Consider the following 19371-nt stretch of genomic DNA (forward strand, 5'->3'; position numbering starts at 1 on the left):
TGACCGGCAGTCCCGTTTGGTTGATCAGTTGTCCTGCCTGACCCTCATGTCGATCACGGTGTGCCGCGCCTTTGACCTTCGTCTGATAGCGGAAAACTTCGATCTGTGGATATCTAATCATTGACGTGAGATATCAACAATGCATGTTTGTGATATCTTTGGGGTGCCGGCATGGCAAGGGGCGAAGCGGATTACGCATGACGGCTTCGGTAGAATTGCGGAACGTTGCCAAGTCGTTTGGCGCCGTTGACGTTATCCAGGGTGTGGATCTGACGATCGAGCCAGGGGAGTTCGTCGTCTTCGTAGGGGCATCCGGATCAGGAAAGTCCACGCTATTGCGCATGGTGGCCGGGCTGGAGACAGTCTCGGCCGGCGACATTCTCATCGACGGCAAGGACGTCACCTTCGACGAGCCCTCCGAGCGCGGCATCGCCATGGTGTTCCAGTCCTACGCGCTCTACCCGCACATGAATGTCTACGACAACATCGCCTTCAACCTGCGGCTGGCGCATGTGTCCAGGGCCGAGATCGACAAGCGGGTCAAGGAAGCCGTGCGGATCCTGCGGCTCGAGCCGCTGCTTGACCGCTCGCCGGCACAGCTGTCTGGCGGACAGCGGCAGCGCGTCGCCATCGGTCGCGCCATTGTCCGCAATCCCAAGGTGTTTCTCTTCGACGAGCCCCTGTCCAACCTGGATGCGGCGCTGCGCGTGCAGATGCGCCTCGAGATCGAGCGGCTGCACCGCGAGCTCGGCACCACCATGATCTATGTGACCCACGATCAGGTCGAGGCGATGACGCTCGCGGACCGCATCGTGGCGCTCGACAATGGCGTTATCCAGCAGGTCGGCCCGCCGCTCGAACTCTACGCAAGACCCAGCAATCTCTTCGTTGCCGGGTTCATCGGCTCGCCGAAAATGAACCTCATCCCGGGCAAGGTGACGGCGGGCACGACCACCGTTTCGACCGTCCGCCTCGACGTCGGCAACAGCGTCGAGTTGACCGTCGCGGTGCCTCAGGTCGAGGTCGGGGCAGGGGTCACGGTCGGCGTCCGTCCCGAGTCGCTGGAGCTCGTGTCCCCGGGCGCTGTTGCCAACGGCGCCGCCGTGCTGCCCGCCAGGGTGGAGGCCGTCGAGCGACTGGGCAACATCACCTACGCCTATCTCGATGGCGGCACGCCGGACGTCCTTACCGTCCAGGTCATGGGCGACGTCGCCATCAATGCCGGCGAGGATGTCGCCATCGCGCTGCACCCACGCTCAGTCCACATCTTCGACGCCTCGGGGGCCGTTCTGACACCCGTGGCCTAACAGTACTCCGGCCAGGCCGGTTGAATTCAGGGAGGAATTCTCATGCAAACTATGACCAGGGCCATCGTGGCCTCGGGACTCGTTCTGGCGACCCTCGTCGCGCCGGCCGCCGCGCAGGATGCGGTGACCCTGAACGTCTGGTCCGACACGCCCCGCCTGTCGATGTTCGAGCTCTACGACCAGACCCATGATGGCGTCTCGCTCAATGTCACCACAGTGGCGCCTGCGGATCTGATTGCCAAGCTGCAACTCGCCATGCAGGCCAAGAGCGAGATTCCTGACGTCATCTTCATGTCGAGCATCGACTACGCCGCGCAGCTGTCGACCCGCCGGTCCAACTACCTTCTCGACCTGACCGACAAGGTCCCGCAGGCGCTGCAGGACGAGTTCTACCCGAACGGCAATTCGCCCTGCCACGTCAACGGCAAGCTCCTCTGCATGCGCAACGATCTCGCCCACATGATCGTCTGGTACGACAAGCCCATGATGGAAGAGCTCGGCAAGGCCGTCCCGACCACCTGGGAAGAGTTCGAGGCGCTGGGCGCCGAGCTGGGTCCGCGGGGCTATGCGCTGGGCACCGGCGTCGAAACCTTCCCGCTGCTGAGCTATCTGGTGTCGGACGGCTGCCAGATCGCCATGCCGGTCGAAGGCAAGCTCGATACCATCAAGATCGACCTGACGACGGAAAGCTGCCTCAAGCCCGCGCGCATGGTCGACGCCATGCTGGCAAATGGCAGCCTGACCAAGGTCGGGCCGTTCGAGCCCGATTTCGTCGCGCTGGCCAAGGCCGGCAAGGTCCCCCTGATGATCGGGCCGACCTGGTTCGGCGAATATGTCATCAAGCCGACCTACGAATGGCCCGCCGGCAAGCTCGCTGCGGCGCTGCCGCTGAGGTGGGCCGATCAGGAGCAGCCGCTGACCTGGAGCTGGGGTGGCGGCACCTTTGGTGGATGGAAAGACACCGCCCACCCCGATCAGGTCGTGGATGTGATCGAGTGGATGTCGTCAGACGTCGCCAACCAGACCAACGCCGTGACGCTGCCGGCGCACCGTCCGTCGGCCGAAGCCTGGGGCGCCCGCCTCAAGGATGACGCCTACTACGCCGATCCCAACGTCTTTGCTGTCGAAGCCGAGTCGGCCGCCTACAGCCACCCCGGCTATACCAGCCTGCGTCTCGACGTCGCCGCTGCGATTGCCAAGGTTGTCGTGCAGCCGCTGGCGAGCGGCGGGACGGTCGAAGGTGCCCTGCCGGCCCTGCAGGAAGAACTGACCAACCTCGCCAAGCTCAACGGCTACCAGGTCGAGTAGCGACCATCGGGCGCGGCGGCCGGTGTCGCCGCGTCTGACCTTTCCGGGGCAATTTCGATGACCGCAGCACAACCCATGAGCAGTTCAGCGACCATGTCGGCCGACCGCGCGCGCCGCGCCGGTCGCAAGGCGCGTCGCGACACGCGCATGTCCTATCTGCTGCTGCTGCCCTATCTGCTGCTGCTCGCCATGTTCGGCATCTTCCCCATCGCCTATGCCTTCGGCCTCAGCTTTTTCGACACCATCGAGATGACCTTCTGGGGGCTGACCAACTACGAGTTCGTCTTCAACGACTTCCGTGTTCCGGCCAGCGTCGTCAATGTCATCTCGTTCGTCGCCATCTGGGTGTCGCTGACCGTTGTCGGCGTCGCGACCATATCGCTGATGCTCGACAGCATCGGCCGGCGCGCCGCCAATGTCCTGCGCACCGTCTACTTCCTGCCCGGCGCCGTCACCTCGTCGGCCATTGTCGTGCTCTGGCTGTTTGTCCTCGACCCCTCGGTCAGTCCGTTCCAGTCCGTCCTTCACACGGTTGGCTGGGGCACGCGTGCCGACGTCATCGCCGGCGTGGGCCTCGCTGCTGTCTTTGCCATCATGGCCTTCTTCTCGCAGTCCGGCGGCTGGATCGTCGTCTTCGGCGGCGCCCTGTCCTCGCTCCCGGGCGAGGTGATGGAGGCCGCACGGATCGATGGCGCCAACCGCTTGCAGCTCGCCCTGCGCATCAAGCTGCCGATGATCTGGCGCTCGCTGGTGCTGATGGGAATCCTCAGCCTTGCGGCCGGACTGCAGCTCTTCGTCGAACCGCAGCTGATGGCGCTGGCGGGGCCGCAGTTTGCGCAGAACGACTGGTCGCTCAACCAGATGGCCTTCCAGTACGCATTCCGCATGGGCGATTTCGGCGCCTCGGCCGCGCTCAGCACCTTGCTGGTGGGTACGTCGGTGATCATCGCCCTGGTGATTGTCTTTGCCACCAAATTCTACAAGCTCGACTGAGGACACCATGACGACCAGGTCTGCCCCGTTTCGTTTCAGCCTCGGCCGCTTTGTGGTCTTTGCCAGTCTGGCATTTGCCGTGTGCTTCTACGGCATTCCGCTGCTCTGGCTGTTCATGGCCGGCACCCGGTCGGAGGCCTCGCTGCTGGCCGACCCGCCGTTCGCGCTCGGCACCTGGGAAGCGTTCAGCCGGACCTGGACCAACCTGACCACCTACAACAATTTCCAGATCACCAGCTGGGCGCTGAACTCGCTGATCTATGTGGTCGGTGGCGTGCTGCTCTCGCTGATCGCCTGCATCCCCGGTGGCTACGCCCTGGCCGCCTCCGAGTTTCCCGGTCGCAAGCTGGTCCTCATCCTGACCCTGATCGCCATGATCACGCCGAGCACCGCGGTGGTGTTGCCGATCTTTCTCGAGCTCAACCTGCTGGGGCTGAACAACACCTATGCCGGACTGATCCTCGCCTCGGGCTTCTTCCCGTTCGGCGTCTATCTGACCTATGTCTATTTCTCCACATCGCTGCCCAAGGGGGTGATGGATTCCGCCAGGGTCGACGGGGCCAACCGGTTCGAGCTGTTCAGTCGCATCGCCCTGCCGCTGGCCCGGCCCATCGTGGCGCTCGTTGCCTTCTTCAGCTTCCTCGCGATCTGGTCGAACTACTTCCTCGCCTTCGTGCTGCTGAGCGATGACAAGCTCTATAACCTGCCGGTCGGTCTGACGGCTCTGGTCTCGGGCTCGGGCGCCCTGAGCAACCTGCCGTCCAACGACGTGCCCATCAAGAAGCCCGAGGTGATCCTCGCCGCCATCCTCGTGGTGCTGCCGGTGCTTCTCGTCTTCCTCGCCGCCCAGCGGTTCGTGCGATCCGGCATGCTGTCGGGTGCCGAAAAGGGCTGACCTCGCCGGCCTCCTGCTTCCTCCATCGAAAAGACCATCCCGAATGACGGCTCAAGAACCACACGTCCCACTCGTCGAGGCGCACACCCTCGCTCCCATCCCGGAATGGGCGCTGCTGCAGCGGCAGATCTTTGCCGTGCTCGACGAGGCCGCCATCGAGTTCGCCGATCGCTACACGCGTCCCGATGGCACGCTGATCTGGCGCGATCGCTGGCCGGGGATGGATGGTTCGGACGACCCCTATGAGGGGTTCATGAACATGCCGCTGTTCTATGCCCTGGGCGGCAGCGAGGAGATCTACAGGCGCTCGCGGACCATCTGGGATGGCATCACCTGGCAGTGGACCGAATACGGCCAGATCCACCGCGAGTACGACGCCTATTACGACTGGATGCACCACGGCGAGAGCAACCTGTTCTTCTATTTCTTCGGCCTCGCCGACCCGTCCGTTCCCAAGGACCGGCAGCGGGCGCGGCGCTTCGCCGGCTTTTACAACGGCGAAGACGGGGAGGCGCAGAACTACGATGTCGAGAGGCGCCTCATCCGCTCGCCGATCACCGGCAGTCGCGGGCCACGGCACGAGCAGACGGCGGAAGACTGGTCGACGCATCGGGAGATCCTCGACAACTATCTGCCGCCCTTCGAGGACCTGCCCGGCATCGACAAATACGGCATGCAGACGCCGTGGTCGGACGATGCCACCTATGCGGAAATTCTCAAGCGCATCAACGAACGGCAGTCGCGCGGCGACGTGCCGCTCAACCTTGGCGCCTCGTCGCTGATGACGCATGCCTACGCCTATACCGGCGAGGAAAAATACCGGCGCTGGGTGCTGGACTATGTGGCCGCCTGGGAAGAGCGCACGGCACGCAATGGCGGCATCACCCCCGACAATATCGGCCTCTCGGGCGAGATCGGCGAATATAATGACGGCAAGTGGTGGGGTGGCTATTACGGCTGGCGCTGGCCGCACGGGTCGTTCTCGCTGCTCGAGCCGCTGTGTATCGCCGGGGTGAACGCCGCATTGCTCACCGGCGACATGCAGCACCTCGACCTGCCGCGATCGCAGCTCGACATGCTCTGGGGGCTGCGCCAGACCGTCGACGGCAAGGAGGTCGTTCCCAACCGGCACTATGACGAAGGCTGGCGCGACTACCGGCGCTTCCATCCGATGTATGCGGTCTACCTGTGGAACGTCTCCATGGCCGAAGAAGATGCCGAGCGGGCCGAGCGCGGCTGGGCCGGAGAATTCTTCGACGCGGTGAACCCGGCCTATAATGGCTACGGCGTCAGCAATGGCGGCCACATGGGCTTTAACGGCAACACGGCGCAGTGGTTCAGGTTCATGCGCGGGCGCGATGCCGCCTATCCGGAAACGCTGCTGCGCGCCAATCTCAAGACCATCAGCGAGCAGATCGCCAGCTATCGGGAGGACCGGAACGATCCCGAGACGATGGATCACTTCCGCGAGTCGATGACCATCCACATGTGGCAGCAACTGACCCCGATGATCATCGAGGGGCTGACGCAGCTGACGCTTGGCGGGCCGATGCACGTCTATCACGGCGGCCTGCAGGTGGCCCGCGTCCGCTATTATGATGCCGCGGCACAGCGCCCCGGCCTGCCGCCAGGCGTTGCTGCCCTCGTGCACAAGCTGGGCGCCAGCTCCACCTCGCTCACTCTGGTCAACACCGATGCACTGGCAACGCGCGACGTGATCATCCAGGCGGGCGTTTTCGGCGAGCACGATTTCACCAGCGTCACCCACAACGGCACCACCACCCCCACGTCCGGCCGATGGCTCCGCGTGCAGCTGGCGCCGGGGGCGACGGCCGAGCTCGACCTGGAGACCCGCCGCTACGTCCGCCCGCCGAGCTACGACACGCCATGGCAACGCACCGCCGACGGCCCGGCCCCGCTGGTGGGACGGTCAGGGTTGCTGGAGTGAGCGAAGCCGTGGAGGTTCCACACGGCAGCCCGCTCCTACTATGAGAGCCTTGGCCTGCGCCCCGCCGAGTCGGCGTGAGCGCAGAACGTTGCTCAACACGTTCGCATACGGGCGGCAGAGATACCCGACCAGGCGGGCCGCAACGACAGCCGTTCTAGTAGTGTCACCAAGGTTGAGATCAGTAAGCACTGATCGTTCAGTTGACCCAATTGCAGGCGGCGGCGATCTCATCCACGATGGGAGCAACGCCTGCTGGAGAACAAGCTTGTAACGCTCTAGAAAGAGCTCCCAACTGGGGGCGTTTTTATGGCTGCTTTCTGGACTTTCCTGGCGTCCATCCAGACGCCCGCTGTGACCTTCATATTTGGCCTCTTGGCTCTCATCATTGGTGCCCTCTTCAACTCGCACCTCAATCGCAAGCGAGACGACCGCCAGCGATTGCAGGAGATGAAGTCCGTAGCTGCAGCCTTGTATGGCGAGATCATCATGCTCCGGCCTCAGGTGGCTAACCTGGCGACGATCGTGGCCAAGGCCTACTTTCAGAGAGGTGACATCAGGAATCCGTTTTTGAGGTTCGATGAGACCATGCTCGAACGGAACACGCTAAGGGACCCGGCCCTTTATCCCGCATTGCCTTCCAAGCTGGGACTGTTGCAGCCGGAATTGGTGCTAGGCGTCACCAAATTCCATGCAGATTACCAAGCCGTACGTGACTGGTTCCCAAAGCTCATTGAAAGCGAAAAACGGGCGTTCAGCTATAGCGTTGGTTCGATGCTTGAACCTGCACGCGACTGTGTGCTGGGGGCAAATCCGATGCTTCGGCAGCTTGAGAGCCTCCTAGACATTAGGGTGCCTGCCACTGATCCCGACATGAAGAACGTGGCTACTGCGATCGACATGGAGGAGAGGGAGTTCCGCCAGAACCCATAGAAGAAGGCCCCATCACTCGGTGAAGCCTTTTCTTGCGAGCGCACCCTTTTTGGGCAAAGGGGCCAACCAGCGGGTCGAGATAGTGATCACGTCTCAGTAGTCGTTCCAGAAGTCCGTGATCTTATCAAGAAACTCGTCACACTTCTCAGTCCGCCACGTGACTGGCGAGCTAGGATGCAGCAGCATGTACTGCCCGTTGGCGCACTCGAATTTGCTTCGGTCGGCGGCGAGTATCCAGTTAATGATGCTCTTTAAAGCGCTAGAATAGCTGTTCGCGAAGAGGTGGTCTGGCACATTGTAAAGTAGGCCTTCTAGGAAGTAGGACGGAGCCAAATCGCCCTCGATCATGCCGTCGTCGACCATCCTGTTCCGCATATTATTTACGATGCGGATCATGTTCTTGAACCAGGTATTGGTCGCCTGGTGCTTGGTCGTGCAGTTGCTCATGTGGAGCTTGGGATAATTGATGATGCGAGTGCCGTTTGCGTCCCAGAAACAGATGCCTTCTGCGAAGTTTTCGTTATTCATCCCGTCAAATCGGAAGTATCGGCGGAAGGTCATGCAGGGGAGCACGTCAGTGTCGCGGCGGCTCCCCGACGCCTCGATGCGGATGGCTTTCGTCCCCACCTCCACCTTGCCGGGATAGTTTGCTTGAAGCCAGGCGATCACCTGTGTCTTAAACTCGGTGTAGCTGTAAGACGCGTTTGCATACTCATTCTGGAAGCGTTCCTTGCGATCTTCAGGCAGCGCTTCCAGGTCGTACTGAAAGGCGTTGTCGAAGCGCAGCACTATGTCCACGTCGCTGTCCCGACCGACGACGTTCGTATCGTTGCCGTAGGAACCCTGCAGGAAACTCTCAAACGACCGCGCATAGTAAGGGGAGTTCTTGTGGTCGAGCACGGCCTTGACGGTAGCGTAGGTATCTCTCGATTGCTGGCTGGCACCCACTGCGGACCATGTATCGAGTTGTTCTTCTGAAATGGCCATAAGTATCCCCTACAGCAAGAATTCTTTGAGTTCGTTTTCGTACTTCCGGTACGACTGCGTCCCCCGTTGATGCAGGAGACCGAGCTTCCGTTTGTCGTGTTCGAAAAGGTCCGTGGCGAGCTCGGGCGACGTGTATGGCTCGTTTACTCGGATCGTCTTGACCTTACCGAATAGCACCTCGCGAAGCTGCTCCATCGACTGAGTGTTGATCTCCATGGCCTTCTGGAGGAGACGCAGAGAGGGCCACCAGTTGGTGAGCCACCAAACCAGACTCTTCCACCGCCTGGCCGCGGGATACTCGCCCACCCCTATGCTTACGATGCGGAGTCGAGCAGGATCGATCGCAAGTGAGCCAGTTGCGTCTGCTATTGCGTAGAGCGTTGGATTGTTGGCGCAGAATCCACCGTCGGCTAGCAGGAAGGCCCCGTTTGTTGTCGTCGTGACGTACTTCCGACAGAAGAACGGGTAGGCCGAGCACGACGCCTGGACGGCGTCACTGATGGTCGCTCCAAATCCAGGAACGAAGCTCGCTTGACTTGAATATGCCAGCTTCACATCCGTCTTGAAGATCATGGGCCGTTCTTCGGTCCACTTCGTCGTCACGATCCCCACATCGGTCTTGAAGGCGTCAAATCGGCGGTCCCCGAAGACCTCGTCGGCCAGTTCTGCCAATGCGGCGGACTTGCTCGCCGGAAGCACCTTTCTCATGATCTTCACCACGTGCCGTTCGTAGAGCTCGTGGATTTCTTCAGCGCTATACCCGAGCGCAAGCAGGGCCGCGATGATAGATCCGGTGCTGGTCCCAAAGATCAGGTCAAAGGTCTCGTACAAGGGCTTCCCGGTAAGAGCCTCAATCTGACGCAGGACTCCTATCGTGTAGAAGCCCTTCGCTCCCCCACCGTCAAGGCTCAAAACTCGAAAGTAGTCCTCGGGCACGTGACGCTCGCATGCTGAGTCTTTTGAGGATTGTCACAGACCCGCGGCAATACTGCCAGTGAAGAAGAAGTTAGGCATCAGCTTCCAAGCGCGATATCGCGGGGTGAAAGCCTTGTTGCCGAAATGGGCGCAGGTAAGAGCGCCTCTCTGCTGCAGACGGTGAAGGAGTTCGGCGGCTACAGCTTGTCGGCACGTACGACATGTACAGGGGCGACGTGATTTTCATCACGGAATGCGAGTACATTCCGTTGGCGGTGCTAAGGGCAAGCGCAGTTTGTCACGCGCGGCATCAGGTGGAGGGCCTTTGACGCACACAACCTTGTCAGCGAACGCAAGATTCGTGGTTTCTGTTCCGGGTCGCATGTCGCTATTGGCCAGCCCCAGAACATAGTCGTAGAGAAGCTCTCTCATCTCACGCGCGCGGCCCTTCGCCGCCAAAGTGTGCAACAGCTAATTTATTGATGTAATTGAAAATACTGGTAGCGGAGGAGGGATTTGAACCCCCGACACGCGGATTATGATTCCGCTGCTCTAACCAACTGAGCTACTCCGCCCCGGGACGCAAATGGTCCGAGAGAGCTGCGGTGGCAGGGCCGACCGAAGCGCCGCGACTTATTAGGTTTGGTGTCGCGGGCTGTCAAGCGAAAGCGGGGCAGGGCGGCAATCCCCGGCCCGGGCGCCCGGCCCGTGCGAATCCGGGCGTTGCCGGGCAAATGCGGCCGCCGCGGGGTCGAAAACTCCGGCCTTTACCCAGAAAAGCCACAAACTTAGGGTGCCCGTAGAGGCAAGGGGCATCGAGGGTAGGAAAATGCAGAGGCTGTATCGGTCCGTCTGGGCGCTCGCTGGCGTCCTGTTTCTTGTGCTTGGGCTCTCGGTGGCAATGGCCGCCGACAGCAAGGTGACGCTGCTCAAGGGCGTCGACCTCCCCGGTTTCGATTACGCGGTGGTCAAGGGCGTCGATCTCAAGGGCTGCCAGGCGGCCTGCACCGGTGACAGCATCTGCCGCGCCTTCACCTTCAACGAAAAGGCCGGATGGTGCTTCCTCAAGGGCAGTGCGGCCGAGGAACAGCCGTTCAAGGGCGCCACCTCGGGCAAGCTGACGCTGGTTCCGGCGGCCGACGTCACCGCCGCCGTGCGGCAGGCGGAAATCCCTTTCCCGGCGCAGGACCTCGTCGACGGGGCCCGCTATTTCGCTGCCAGCCTTGCCACCACCGATGTGCCGCCGCCCGGCGTCTCCTATGCCGATCTGGTGGCCTCCGGCGACGATGCGGTGGCGCAGGCCAACCCCTCGGCCGCGCTGGTGTCCTATCGCCAGGCGCTGGCGATCAACGGCAACGATCCGGCGCTCTGGCTGAAGCTGGGGCAGGTCGTGCTGGACCGGGCCGTGGCCACCAACGGCCAGTCCGAGAGCTATGATTTTGCCGTCACCGCCACCTATGCGTCGCTCAACGGCCTGCTGCGCGCCAGTGAACTGGGCGCGCGCGCGCGCGCCCTCAGCCTCCTCGCGCAGGCGCTGGAGCGCCGCGAGATGTGGCGCGAGTCGATTGCCACCTATCGGAGCAGCGTGGCGCTGATCGACGATGCCGGGCTGCAGGCGCGGCTCGACAAGGTGGTGGCCGAGCATGGCTTCCGCGTCGTTTCCAACCAGGTGGATTCGGAGGCGGCGACGCCACGCATCTGCGCGGTGTTTTCCGATCCGCTGCCGGCCGGCGACACCGACCTGTCGCAATATGTGGTGGTCGAGCAGGCGCCGCAGGTGGCGGTGGAAAACGATGGCAGCCAGATCTGCCTGACCGGCGTCGATTTCGGCAAGCGCTACACCATCAAGCTGCGCGCCGGGCTGCCTTCGGCCGGCAACGAGACGCTGCGCGACGACGTGCTGCTCAACGTCTATGTCCCCGATCGCTCGCCCTTCGTGGGCTTTGCCAACAATGCCTATGTCATGCCCGCCGGGCTGGGCGGCGGCCTGCCGATCACCTCGGTCAATGCCGAGACGGCCGAAGTGGTGATCTACCGCATCGGCGATCGCTCCATCGCCACGGCGGTGCGCAATGGCACCTTCCAGAGAATGCTCGACGGCTATTCGGCCGAGGACGTGGCCAACCAGAATGGCGAAAAGGTCTGGGAGGGCGAGGTCGACCTGGCCCGGGCCCAGCCCAACGAAATGACCACCACGGCCATTCCGGTGACCGATGCCCTCAAGGACACGCAGCCAGGGGCCTATGTCATCACCGCCAAGGTGAAGGGCGTCGAGCAGGAATATTGGCGCGAAATGGCCACGCAGTGGTTCATCATCACCGATCTCGGCCTGACCACGGTCGATGGCGAGGATGGCGTGCATGCCTTTGTGCGTTCGCTCACCGATGCCAGTCCGGTGGCCGGCGCCACGGTGCGGCTGGTGGCCGTCAATAACGAGATCCTCGGCGAAACCACCAGCGATGCCGACGGGCGTGCCGATTTCGCGCCGGGTCTGGCTCGCGGCGAAGGCGGCCGGGCGCCGCAACTGCTCAGCGTGGAAACCGCCGACGGCGACTATGCCTTTCTCGATGTCAGCAAGACGGCCTTCGATCTCACCGATCGCGGCGTCGAAGGCCGGGCATCGCCCGGTCCGCTCGATGTGTTCGCCACGACCGAACGCGGCGTCTACCGCCCGGGCGAGTTCGTCTACTTCACGGCGCTGGTGCGGGATGCCAAGGCCCAGGCCGTCACCAGTCTGCCGCTGACCATGCAGGTCGAGCGGCCCGATGGGGTGATCTCGGACACCGAACTGCTCAATGACGGCGGCGCCGGTGGCTATTTCGCCGAGATCGCGCTGGTCGGCGGCGCCATGCGCGGCTCCTGGCAGATCCGTCTCTATGCCGATCCCAAGGGCGAGGCGCTGAGCAGCACCAGCTTCCTCGTCGAGGATTTCGAACCCGAGCGGCTGGCCTTCGAGGTCAAGGCCGCGGATGCGCCGATGGTGCCCGGCGAGGTGACGGCCGTCGATGTCTCGGCCAGCTATCTCTACGGCGCCACGGCACCGGGGCTGGCGATCGAGGCCGATGCCATCATCAAGCCGACGACGTCGCTGGCCGGCTTTGCCGGCTACACCTTCGGCCGCCAGGATGACCCGACGGAGTCGCAATACGAGCCGCTCGGCGTTGTCGGCACCACTGACGAGGCCGGCAACGCCGTGGCCGAACTGGTGCTGTCCGAGCCGCAGGTGAGCACAAGGCCGATGGAAGCGCGGATCAACCTCCGCCTCGTCGACAGCAATGGCCGCTCGATCCAGCGCAGTCTCTTCCGGCCGGTCCTCGCCGATACCGATCGTCTCGGCGTCAAGCCACGCTTTGAAGGGGGCGAAGGGCTGGGCGAGGGCATGGCCGCCGGTTTCGACATCATTGCGGTGTCGCCGGACGGCAAGGCCATCGACAAGCCGGACCTGAGCTGGACGCTGTCGCGCATCGACACCAACTACCAGTGGTACCGCGACAGCGGCATCTGGAAATGGGAGGCAATCTCCACCACGCGCCTCGTCGCGAACGGTATCGTGGACGCCACGGCGGCGGGCCCGGTTGCCGTTTCCGCGCCGGTCGAGTGGGGTCGCTACCTCTTCGAGATCGAGAGCAGCGGCGACGGGGCAACCTCGACCAGCTACTCCTTCTATGCCGGCTACTATTATCCGGAAGCCGGATCGGACACACCCGACACGCTGCAGGTGGCGCTCGACAAGCCGGCCTATCGCGCCGGCGAAACCGCCGTGCTCAAGCTCGACCCGCAGTTTGCCGGCACGGCTCTGGTGATGGTGGTGGATGATCGCATCATCGACATCAAGTCGGTATCGGTTCCCGCCGAAGGTGCCTCGGTCGAGCTGCCGGTCACATCCGAATGGGGGCCGGGCGCCTATGTCACGGCCATCCTCTATCGCCCCTCCGATGCGGCCGAGAAGCGGATGCCGGCGCGGGCCCTCGGGCTCGCCTATGCCGATGTCGATCCGGGCGACATGAAGCTCGATGTGAGTTTCGACGTGGTCAAGGAGTCCCGGCCGCGTGCGCCGCTCGAGGTCACGGTCAAGCTCGGCAATGCCAAGGCCGGTGACACCGCCTATGTCGCCGTCGCGGCGGTAGACCTGGGTATTCTCAACATCACCAACTTCCAGACGCCCGATCCCGATGGCTGGTACTTTGGCCAGCGTCAGCTCGGCGTGGAATTCCGCGACCTCTATGGTCAGCTGATCGATCCGACGCAGGGACTGGCCGGGGCACTGCGCTCCGGCGGTGACGGCGAGGGCGGCCGCTTCGGCACTCCGCCGGCCACCACGGTGCTGGTGGCCCAGCATTCGGGCATTGTCGAGGTCGGTGCCGATGGTACGGCGACGGTGAGCTTCGACATGCCGGACTTCAACGGCACCGTGCGCCTGATGGCCATGGCGTGGACGGCAGCTGCCGTCGGCCATGCGCAGCAGGATGTCATCGTGCGCGATCCCGTGGTGGTCAATCTCAGCCCGCCGCGCTTCCTCCGTCTCGATGACACGTCGCGTCTCCTCGTCGAGGTCAACAATGTCGCCGGCGCTGCCGGTGCCTATACGGTCGAACTGGTGACGGGCGACGGTCTCTCCACCCGGTCGGCCAAGACCACGAGCGACTTGGCGGCCAGCGGCCGCGTCTCGCTCAATCTCGATCTGACCGCCACCGCCATCGGCGACCAGGCGCTCAAGGTCCTGGTCACCGGGCCGGGCACGTCGCTGATCAAGGAACTGACGCTGGGTGTCCGGCCTGCCAGCGGGCCGCGCACCACCAGCACGCTGGTGCCGATTGCGCCGGGTGAAACCGTCGTCATCGACAAGAGCTATGTCGAGGGGCTGATCCCGACCTCGGGTGTGCTGACGGCAGCCATCGGTCCGGTCGCCCGGCTCGACGTGCCGCGGCTGCTGTACTCGCTCGATCGCTATCCCTATGGCTGTGCCGAGCAGGTCTCCAGCCGGGCCTTCCCGCTGCTCTATCTCAACGAGGTGGCGCAGATGATCGGGCTGGGCTCCGACGATGCGCTCGACCAGCGGGTCAAGGATGCAATCGGCAACCTGCTCTCCAAGCAGTCGTCCAATGGCAGCTTCGGGCTCTGGGGACCGTTCAGCAGCTCGGACATGTGGCTCGATGCCTACGTGACCGACTTCCTGCTGCACGCGCAGGCCGAAGGCTATGCGGTTCCGGACCTCGCCCTGTCGCGGGCGCTGGACAATCTGGGCAACCAGGTGAGCTACGCTGCCGACTTCAGCAATGGCGGCGAAGACGTCGCCTATGCGCTCTATGACCTGGCACGTGCGGGCCGGGCCACCATCGGCGACCTGCGCTACTATCTCGAGGCCCGCCTCGATGCCTTCGCCACCCCGCTGGCCAAGGCCCAGCTGGGTGCGGCTCTGGCGCTCTACGGCGACCGTGCCCGGGCGGCGACAGCCTTTACGGCTGCCGTCGACAGCCTGGCGGAGGTCAAGGAGAACCGCACCAGCTATCGCTCGGACTATGGCAGCAAGCTGCGCGACACTGCCGCCGTGCTGGCGCTGGCAGCCGAGTTCACGCCCTCGGGTGTGGACCTCTCGGCTCTGGCCGACGACCTTGCCACGCAGACCGATCTCGTCCGCTACACCTCCACCCAGGAGGAAGCCTGGACGCTGATTGCTGCCGCCGCAGTGGCCCGTGAAACGGCCGACAGCTCGGTCACGGTGAATGGCGAGGCCCTCTCGGGCTCCGTCTACCGGCACTACGATCAGTCCGAACTCGAGGCAGCCGACGTGACGGTGGTCAACAATGACAACCGGCCGACGGAAGCCAAGATCTCGGTCACCGGCATTCCGGTGGTACCGCCGGCTGCCAGCAACGAAGGGTTCGCCATCTCGCGCAGCTACTACACGCCGGAAGGCGAGCTGGTGACACTCGACGACGTGCAGCAGAACGACCGCTACGTGGTGGTCATCACGGTGACGCCGTCCACCCTCGGCTCGGGCCAGTACATGGTGGCCGATCCACTGCCGGCCGGGTTCGAGATCGAGAACCCGAACCTGCTCGAGGGCTCGGGCGTCGCCGATCTCTCCTGGCTCACCGTCGATCAGCCGGTGCATTTCGAGGCGCGGACCGATCAGTACGTGGCGGCCTTCCGCTTCAGCGCGACGACGGCCAGCGTCACCACGGCCTATATGGTGCGCGCCGTGACGCCGGGCAGCTTCGTCCTGCCCGGTGCGACGGTCGAGGACATGTATCGTCCTGAACTGCGCGGCAACACCGATGCCGGCAACATCGAGGTGGCGGCCACCGGGCCGTGACACCGATGCGCACAAAAACTCAGTCCCGGCGCGCGCCACGCGTGCCGGGGCTGCTGACCGCAGCGCTGATCGTCCTCGGCTTCGTTGGGCTGATGACCACGTCCTACGGCCTCGCGGTGCTGCGCGATCTGCGCGCCTCGCTGCCGGCGACGCCGGATGTCGCGACCATCCCCGTCTCCACCGAAGTGTTGGACCGGAACGGCCATTTGTTGCGTCCGTTCACCACTGCCGGCGGCCGCTGGCGGCTACCGGTGGACCTCACTCAGGTCGACCGGCGCTTCATCGACATGCTGATCGGCTATGAGGACCAGCATTTCGATACCCACCATGGCATCGACTGGTCCGGCATCCTGCGCGCCGCCGGGCAGTATGCAACCGCCGGCCACATTGTTTCGGGCGGCTCGACGCTCACCATGCAGGTGGCGCGCCTGCTCGAAAGCGAGTCGACGCGCAACCTGACTGCCAAGTTGCGGCAGATGGTGCATGCCGACGCGCTGGAGCAGCGGCTGGGCAAGGATGACATCCTGACGCTCTATCTGACGCTGGCACCTTATGGCGGCAATATCGAGGGCGTGCGGGCCGCCAGTCTGGCGTATTTCGGCAAGGAGCCGAGCCGCCTCACCACCGCCGAAGCGGCGCTGCTGGTCGCCTTGCCGCAGTCGCCCGAAGCGCGGCGGCCCGATCGCGATCCGCAGGCGGCGCTGGTCAGCCGCAACATGGTGCTCGACCGCCTGTCGGGGGCCGGCGTCATCGGTCACGACGAAGCCGAGGCGGCAAAGAGCGAGCCCATCCCCACGGCGCGCCGCGAGTTCCCCATGCTGGCGGCACATCTCGCGCAGGTCGCGACCAACACCCGCCCCGGCGTGCGTCGCATTCCGCTGACCATCGACCGGCAGTTGCAGCAGTCGCTTGAAAAGCTGGGCGCCGTGCGCGCTGCCGAACTCGGGCCCAAGGTCTCGGTCGCCATCGTCGTCGCCGATCAGGCGACCGGCAATATTCTTGGCTCGGTCGGCTCCGCCGGTCTGTTCCAGACAGAGAGCGATGGCTTCATCGACATGACCACCGCCGTGCGCTCGCCCGGCTCGACGCTGAAGCCGCTGATCTACGGGCTCGGCTTCGAGCTCGGCCTGGCGCATCCCGAAAGTCTGATCGAGGATCGTCCGACGGCGTTCCGCAACTACGTGCCGGTCAATTTCGACGGCTTTTCGCGTGGCACCGTCACCATCCGGCAGGCGCTGACGCAGTCGCTCAACATTCCCGCCGTTGTCGTGCTCGATGCGGTCGGCACGGCGCGGCTGGTGTCGCGGATCAAGCGCGCCCATGCGACGCCACTGCTGCCCTATGACACGGCGCCGAGCCTTGCCATCGGGCTTGGTGGCGTCGGCGTGACGCTGCGCGATCTGGTGTCGATCTATGCCGCCATCGCCCGCGGCGGCTCGCCTGTGGTCCTCAAGGATGGCGCCTCCATCGTGCCACCCGACGAGGCCATCGCCGCGCCGGTGCTCGATCCGCTCGCCGCCTGGTATGTCAGCGACATCCTGCGCGATGTGCCGCCGCCGCTCAACGGATCGCCGGGCCGCATCGCCTACAAGACCGGCACCTCCTATGGCTATCGCGACGCCTGGGCCATCGGCTTTGACGGCAAGACGGTGATTGGTGTGTGGGTGGGCCGTCCGGACAATGTGCCGGTTCCCGGCATCGCCGGTTTCACCGCCGCGGCGCCCATCCTGTTCGAGGCCTTTGACCGGCTCGGCTCGAAGACCGCGCCGTTCCCCAAGGCGCCGAAGGGCGCCATCATTGCGGCCAATACTGACCTGCCGGCGCCGCTCAGGCGCTTCCGCCACCCCGATACGCAGATGACCAGGCGGGATGCGGCGCCCGAAATCGCCTTTCCCAGCGACGGCACCGATCTCGACCTCGGAATGGCCACCGGGGACGCGGCGCCGCTGGTGATGAAGATCCGCAATGGCGTGCCGCCCTTCACCTTCTTTGCCAATGGCGCGCCGATCGGCCAGTCGGCCTTCGCCCGGCAGAACGTCTGGCAGCCGGACGGCGCGGGCTATGTGACGCTGTCGGTGGTCGATGCCGAAGGCCAGTCGGACAACGTCAAGGTGTTCCTCGAGTAATCATCTCGGCGGCCTTCTCGGCGATCATGATCACCGGAGAATTGGTGTTGCCCGAGGTGATGGCCGGCATGATCGAGGCATCGACCACGCGCAGGCCACCGAGGCCGTGCACCCGCAATTGTGCGTCCACCACCGCCATCGGGTCACTGCCCATCTTGCAGGTGCCGACGGGGTGAAAGATCGTCGTGGCGATGTCGCCGGCTTTCTGCGCCAGTTCGGCGTCGCTGGCAAACTGCGGCCCGGGCAGGAATTCTTCCGGCGCGAACTGCCGGACGGCAGCGGTCTGCATCAGCGCACGCGCGTGGCGGATGGAATTGGCCGCCACCAGCCGGTCGGCTTCGGTCGAGAGATAGTTCGGCCGGATCTTCGGGGCCTCGGCCGGGTTCGCACTTTCCATGTGAATGGAGCCGCGGCTCTCGGGCCGCAGGTTGCAGACCGAGACCGTCACCGCGCCGAACCGGTGCAGCGGTTCGCCCAGCCGATCGGTGGAGAGCGGCTGCACATGATATTCGAGGTCGGGCGTCGCCAGCCGTGCATCGGACTTGGCAAAGATGCCGAACTGGCTCGGTGCCATCGACAGCGGCCCGCTGCGCCGCAGCGCATATTCGAGGCCCATTCCCGCCCGGGTCCAGAGGTTGTGGTAGCGGGTGTTGAGGGTCTGCGCGTCGCGTACCTTGAACACGGTGCGGATCTGCAAATGGTCCTGCAGGTTTTCACCCACTCCGTCGAGGCGATGCCGGGTTTGAATACCCAGTTGCCCCAGCACCTCCGGCCTGCCGATGCCCGAAAGCTCGAGTATCTTGGGCGAGTTCACCGCTCCGGCCGCGAGGATGACTTCGCGGCCCGCCATCGCCTCCGTGATCTGCCCGCGATGGCTGACGCGGATGCCGGTGACCCGCGTGCCCTCGAGGATCAGGCTCTGCGTCTCGGCGTGGGTCAGCACCCGCAGGTTCTTGCGATGCAGCACCGGGCGCAGGAAGGCCTTGGAGGTATTCCAGCGCACGCCGGCGCGCTGGTTCACCTCGAAATAGCCGGCGCCGAAATTGTCGCCGCCATTGAAGTCGGTGACCGGCGGAATGCCGAGCTCGCCGGCGGCCTTCTCGAAGGCGTCGAGGATCGGCCAGTTGAGGCGCTGGCGTTCGACGCGCCATTCGCCGCTCTCGCCATGCAGCGCCGTCTCACCGGCATGGTGCCGTTCCGACTTGCGGAAATAGGGCAGCACATCGTCCCAGCCCCAGCCGGCATTGCCCATCTGCCGCCAGCCGTCATAATCGGCGGCCTGGCCGCGCATGTAGATCATGCCATTGATCGACGAGCAGCCACCCAGCACCTTGCCACGCGGATAGGGCAGGGCGCGGCCATTCAGGCCGGCCTCCGGCTCGGTCCGCATCATCCAGTCGGTGCGCGGATTGCCCATGGCGAACAGGTAACCGATGGGTATATCGACCCAGTGATACCGGTCGCTGCCACCGGCCTCGAGCAGCAGCACGCTGTTGCGCGGATCGGCGCTGAGCCGGTTGGCCAGTACACAGCCGGCCGAGCCGGCCCCGACGACGATATAGTCGTAGGTCCCCAGACTCATGAATGCAGGCAACGCGGCTTGTCCATGGCACGATCATAGCCGTTTCGGCCCGGCGCGCCATCCA

At 64.2% G+C, this 19371-nt stretch carries 11 protein-coding genes and 1 tRNA gene; 8 read left to right on the plus strand and 4 right to left on the minus strand.

The annotated features are described in order from the left end of the window. Positions 1-197 precede the first annotated feature (197 nt). The 6 genes from AC0L4C_RS09905 to AC0L4C_RS09930 all read left to right on the plus strand — a co-directional run bounded on the left by AC0L4C_RS09905 (position 198) and on the right by AC0L4C_RS09930 (position 7381). Positions 198-1307: an ABC transporter ATP-binding protein gene (locus AC0L4C_RS09905; RefSeq protein WP_473399371.1), complete on the plus strand. Its 1110-nt coding sequence runs from the start codon at positions 198-200 to the stop codon at positions 1305-1307. Between the two features lie 42 nt (positions 1308-1349). Next, entirely contained in the window at positions 1350-2615 is a 1266-nt protein-coding gene (locus tag AC0L4C_RS09910; protein ID WP_473399373.1) for an ABC transporter substrate-binding protein, read from the plus strand. A gap of 75 nt (positions 2616-2690) precedes the next feature. After that, positions 2691-3608: a carbohydrate ABC transporter permease gene (locus AC0L4C_RS09915; RefSeq protein ID WP_473399374.1), complete on the plus strand. Its 918-nt coding sequence runs from the start codon at positions 2691-2693 to the stop codon at positions 3606-3608. A gap of 7 nt (positions 3609-3615) precedes the next feature. Next, positions 3616-4503, plus strand: coding sequence for a carbohydrate ABC transporter permease (locus AC0L4C_RS09920; RefSeq protein WP_473399375.1), 888 nt, complete (start codon positions 3616-3618; stop codon positions 4501-4503). A 43-nt stretch (positions 4504-4546) separates the two neighbouring features. Further along, positions 4547-6451, plus strand: a complete 1905-nt coding sequence (locus AC0L4C_RS09925; protein ID WP_473399376.1) for a DUF8034 domain-containing protein — start codon at positions 4547-4549, stop codon at positions 6449-6451. A 306-nt stretch (positions 6452-6757) separates the two neighbouring features. After that, entirely contained in the window at positions 6758-7381 is a 624-nt protein-coding gene (locus tag AC0L4C_RS09930) for a hypothetical protein (RefSeq protein WP_473399377.1), read from the plus strand. A 93-nt stretch (positions 7382-7474) separates the two neighbouring features. Here the strand turns inward: AC0L4C_RS09930 and AC0L4C_RS09935 are convergent, their stop codons facing one another. The 3 genes from AC0L4C_RS09935 to AC0L4C_RS09945 all read right to left on the minus strand — a co-directional run bounded on the left by AC0L4C_RS09935 (position 7475) and on the right by AC0L4C_RS09945 (position 9858). Beyond that, positions 7475-8368: a nucleotidyltransferase domain-containing protein gene (locus tag AC0L4C_RS09935; protein WP_473399378.1), complete on the minus strand. Its 894-nt coding sequence runs from the start codon at positions 8366-8368 to the stop codon at positions 7475-7477. A gap of 9 nt (positions 8369-8377) precedes the next feature. Next, complete coding sequence (locus AC0L4C_RS09940; RefSeq protein ID WP_473399379.1) at positions 8378-9304, minus strand: patatin-like phospholipase family protein; 927 nt, start codon at positions 9302-9304, stop codon at positions 8378-8380. 477 nt (positions 9305-9781) lie between these two features. Beyond that, positions 9782-9858 (minus strand) — tRNA-Met (locus tag AC0L4C_RS09945). A gap of 254 nt (positions 9859-10112) precedes the next feature. Here AC0L4C_RS09945 and AC0L4C_RS09950 point away from each other — a divergent pair. Next, positions 10113-15599 carry an alpha-2-macroglobulin family protein gene (locus AC0L4C_RS09950; protein ID WP_473399380.1) on the plus strand — a complete coding sequence of 1829 codons (5487 nt, stop codon included), beginning with the start codon at positions 10113-10115 and terminating at the stop codon, positions 15597-15599. Between the two features lie 5 nt (positions 15600-15604). Continuing rightward, positions 15605-17725, plus strand: coding sequence for a penicillin-binding protein 1C (gene pbpC, locus AC0L4C_RS09955; RefSeq protein ID WP_473399381.1), 2121 nt, complete (start codon positions 15605-15607; stop codon positions 17723-17725). Here pbpC and AC0L4C_RS09960 read toward each other — a convergent pair. Then, entirely contained in the window at positions 17706-19307 is a 1602-nt protein-coding gene (locus tag AC0L4C_RS09960; protein WP_473403494.1) for a GMC family oxidoreductase, read from the minus strand. The two genes, pbpC and AC0L4C_RS09960, sit on opposite strands and share 20 nt — an antisense overlap. Positions 19308-19371 lie beyond the last annotated feature (64 nt).

This window comes from Devosia sp. J20-27, from assembly GCF_055808595.1.

Bases quoted from the DNA above. Each gene is read 5' to 3' on its own strand.
- AC0L4C_RS09910 (WP_473399373.1), top strand. From the start codon at position 1,350: ATGCAAACTATGACCAGGGCCATCGTGGCCTCGGGACTCGTTCTGGCG.
- AC0L4C_RS09920 (WP_473399375.1), top strand. From the start codon at position 3,616: ATGACGACCAGGTCTGCCCCGTTTCGTTTCAGCCTCGGCCGCTTTGTG.
- AC0L4C_RS09925 (WP_473399376.1), top strand. From the start codon at position 4,547: ATGACGGCTCAAGAACCACACGTCCCACTCGTCGAGGCGCACACCCTC.
- AC0L4C_RS09935 (WP_473399378.1), bottom strand. From the start codon at position 8,368: ATGGCCATTTCAGAAGAACAACTCGATACATGGTCCGCAGTGGGTGCC.
- AC0L4C_RS09930 (WP_473399377.1), top strand. From the start codon at position 6,758: ATGGCTGCTTTCTGGACTTTCCTGGCGTCCATCCAGACGCCCGCTGTG.
- AC0L4C_RS09950 (WP_473399380.1), top strand. From the start codon at position 10,113: ATGCAGAGGCTGTATCGGTCCGTCTGGGCGCTCGCTGGCGTCCTGTTT.
- AC0L4C_RS09960 (WP_473403494.1), bottom strand. From the start codon at position 19,307: ATGAGTCTGGGGACCTACGACTATATCGTCGTCGGGGCCGGCTCGGCC.
- pbpC (WP_473399381.1), top strand. From the start codon at position 15,605: ATGCGCACAAAAACTCAGTCCCGGCGCGCGCCACGCGTGCCGGGGCTG.
- AC0L4C_RS09915 (WP_473399374.1), top strand. From the start codon at position 2,691: ATGAGCAGTTCAGCGACCATGTCGGCCGACCGCGCGCGCCGCGCCGGT.
- AC0L4C_RS09905 (WP_473399371.1), top strand. From the start codon at position 198: ATGACGGCTTCGGTAGAATTGCGGAACGTTGCCAAGTCGTTTGGCGCC.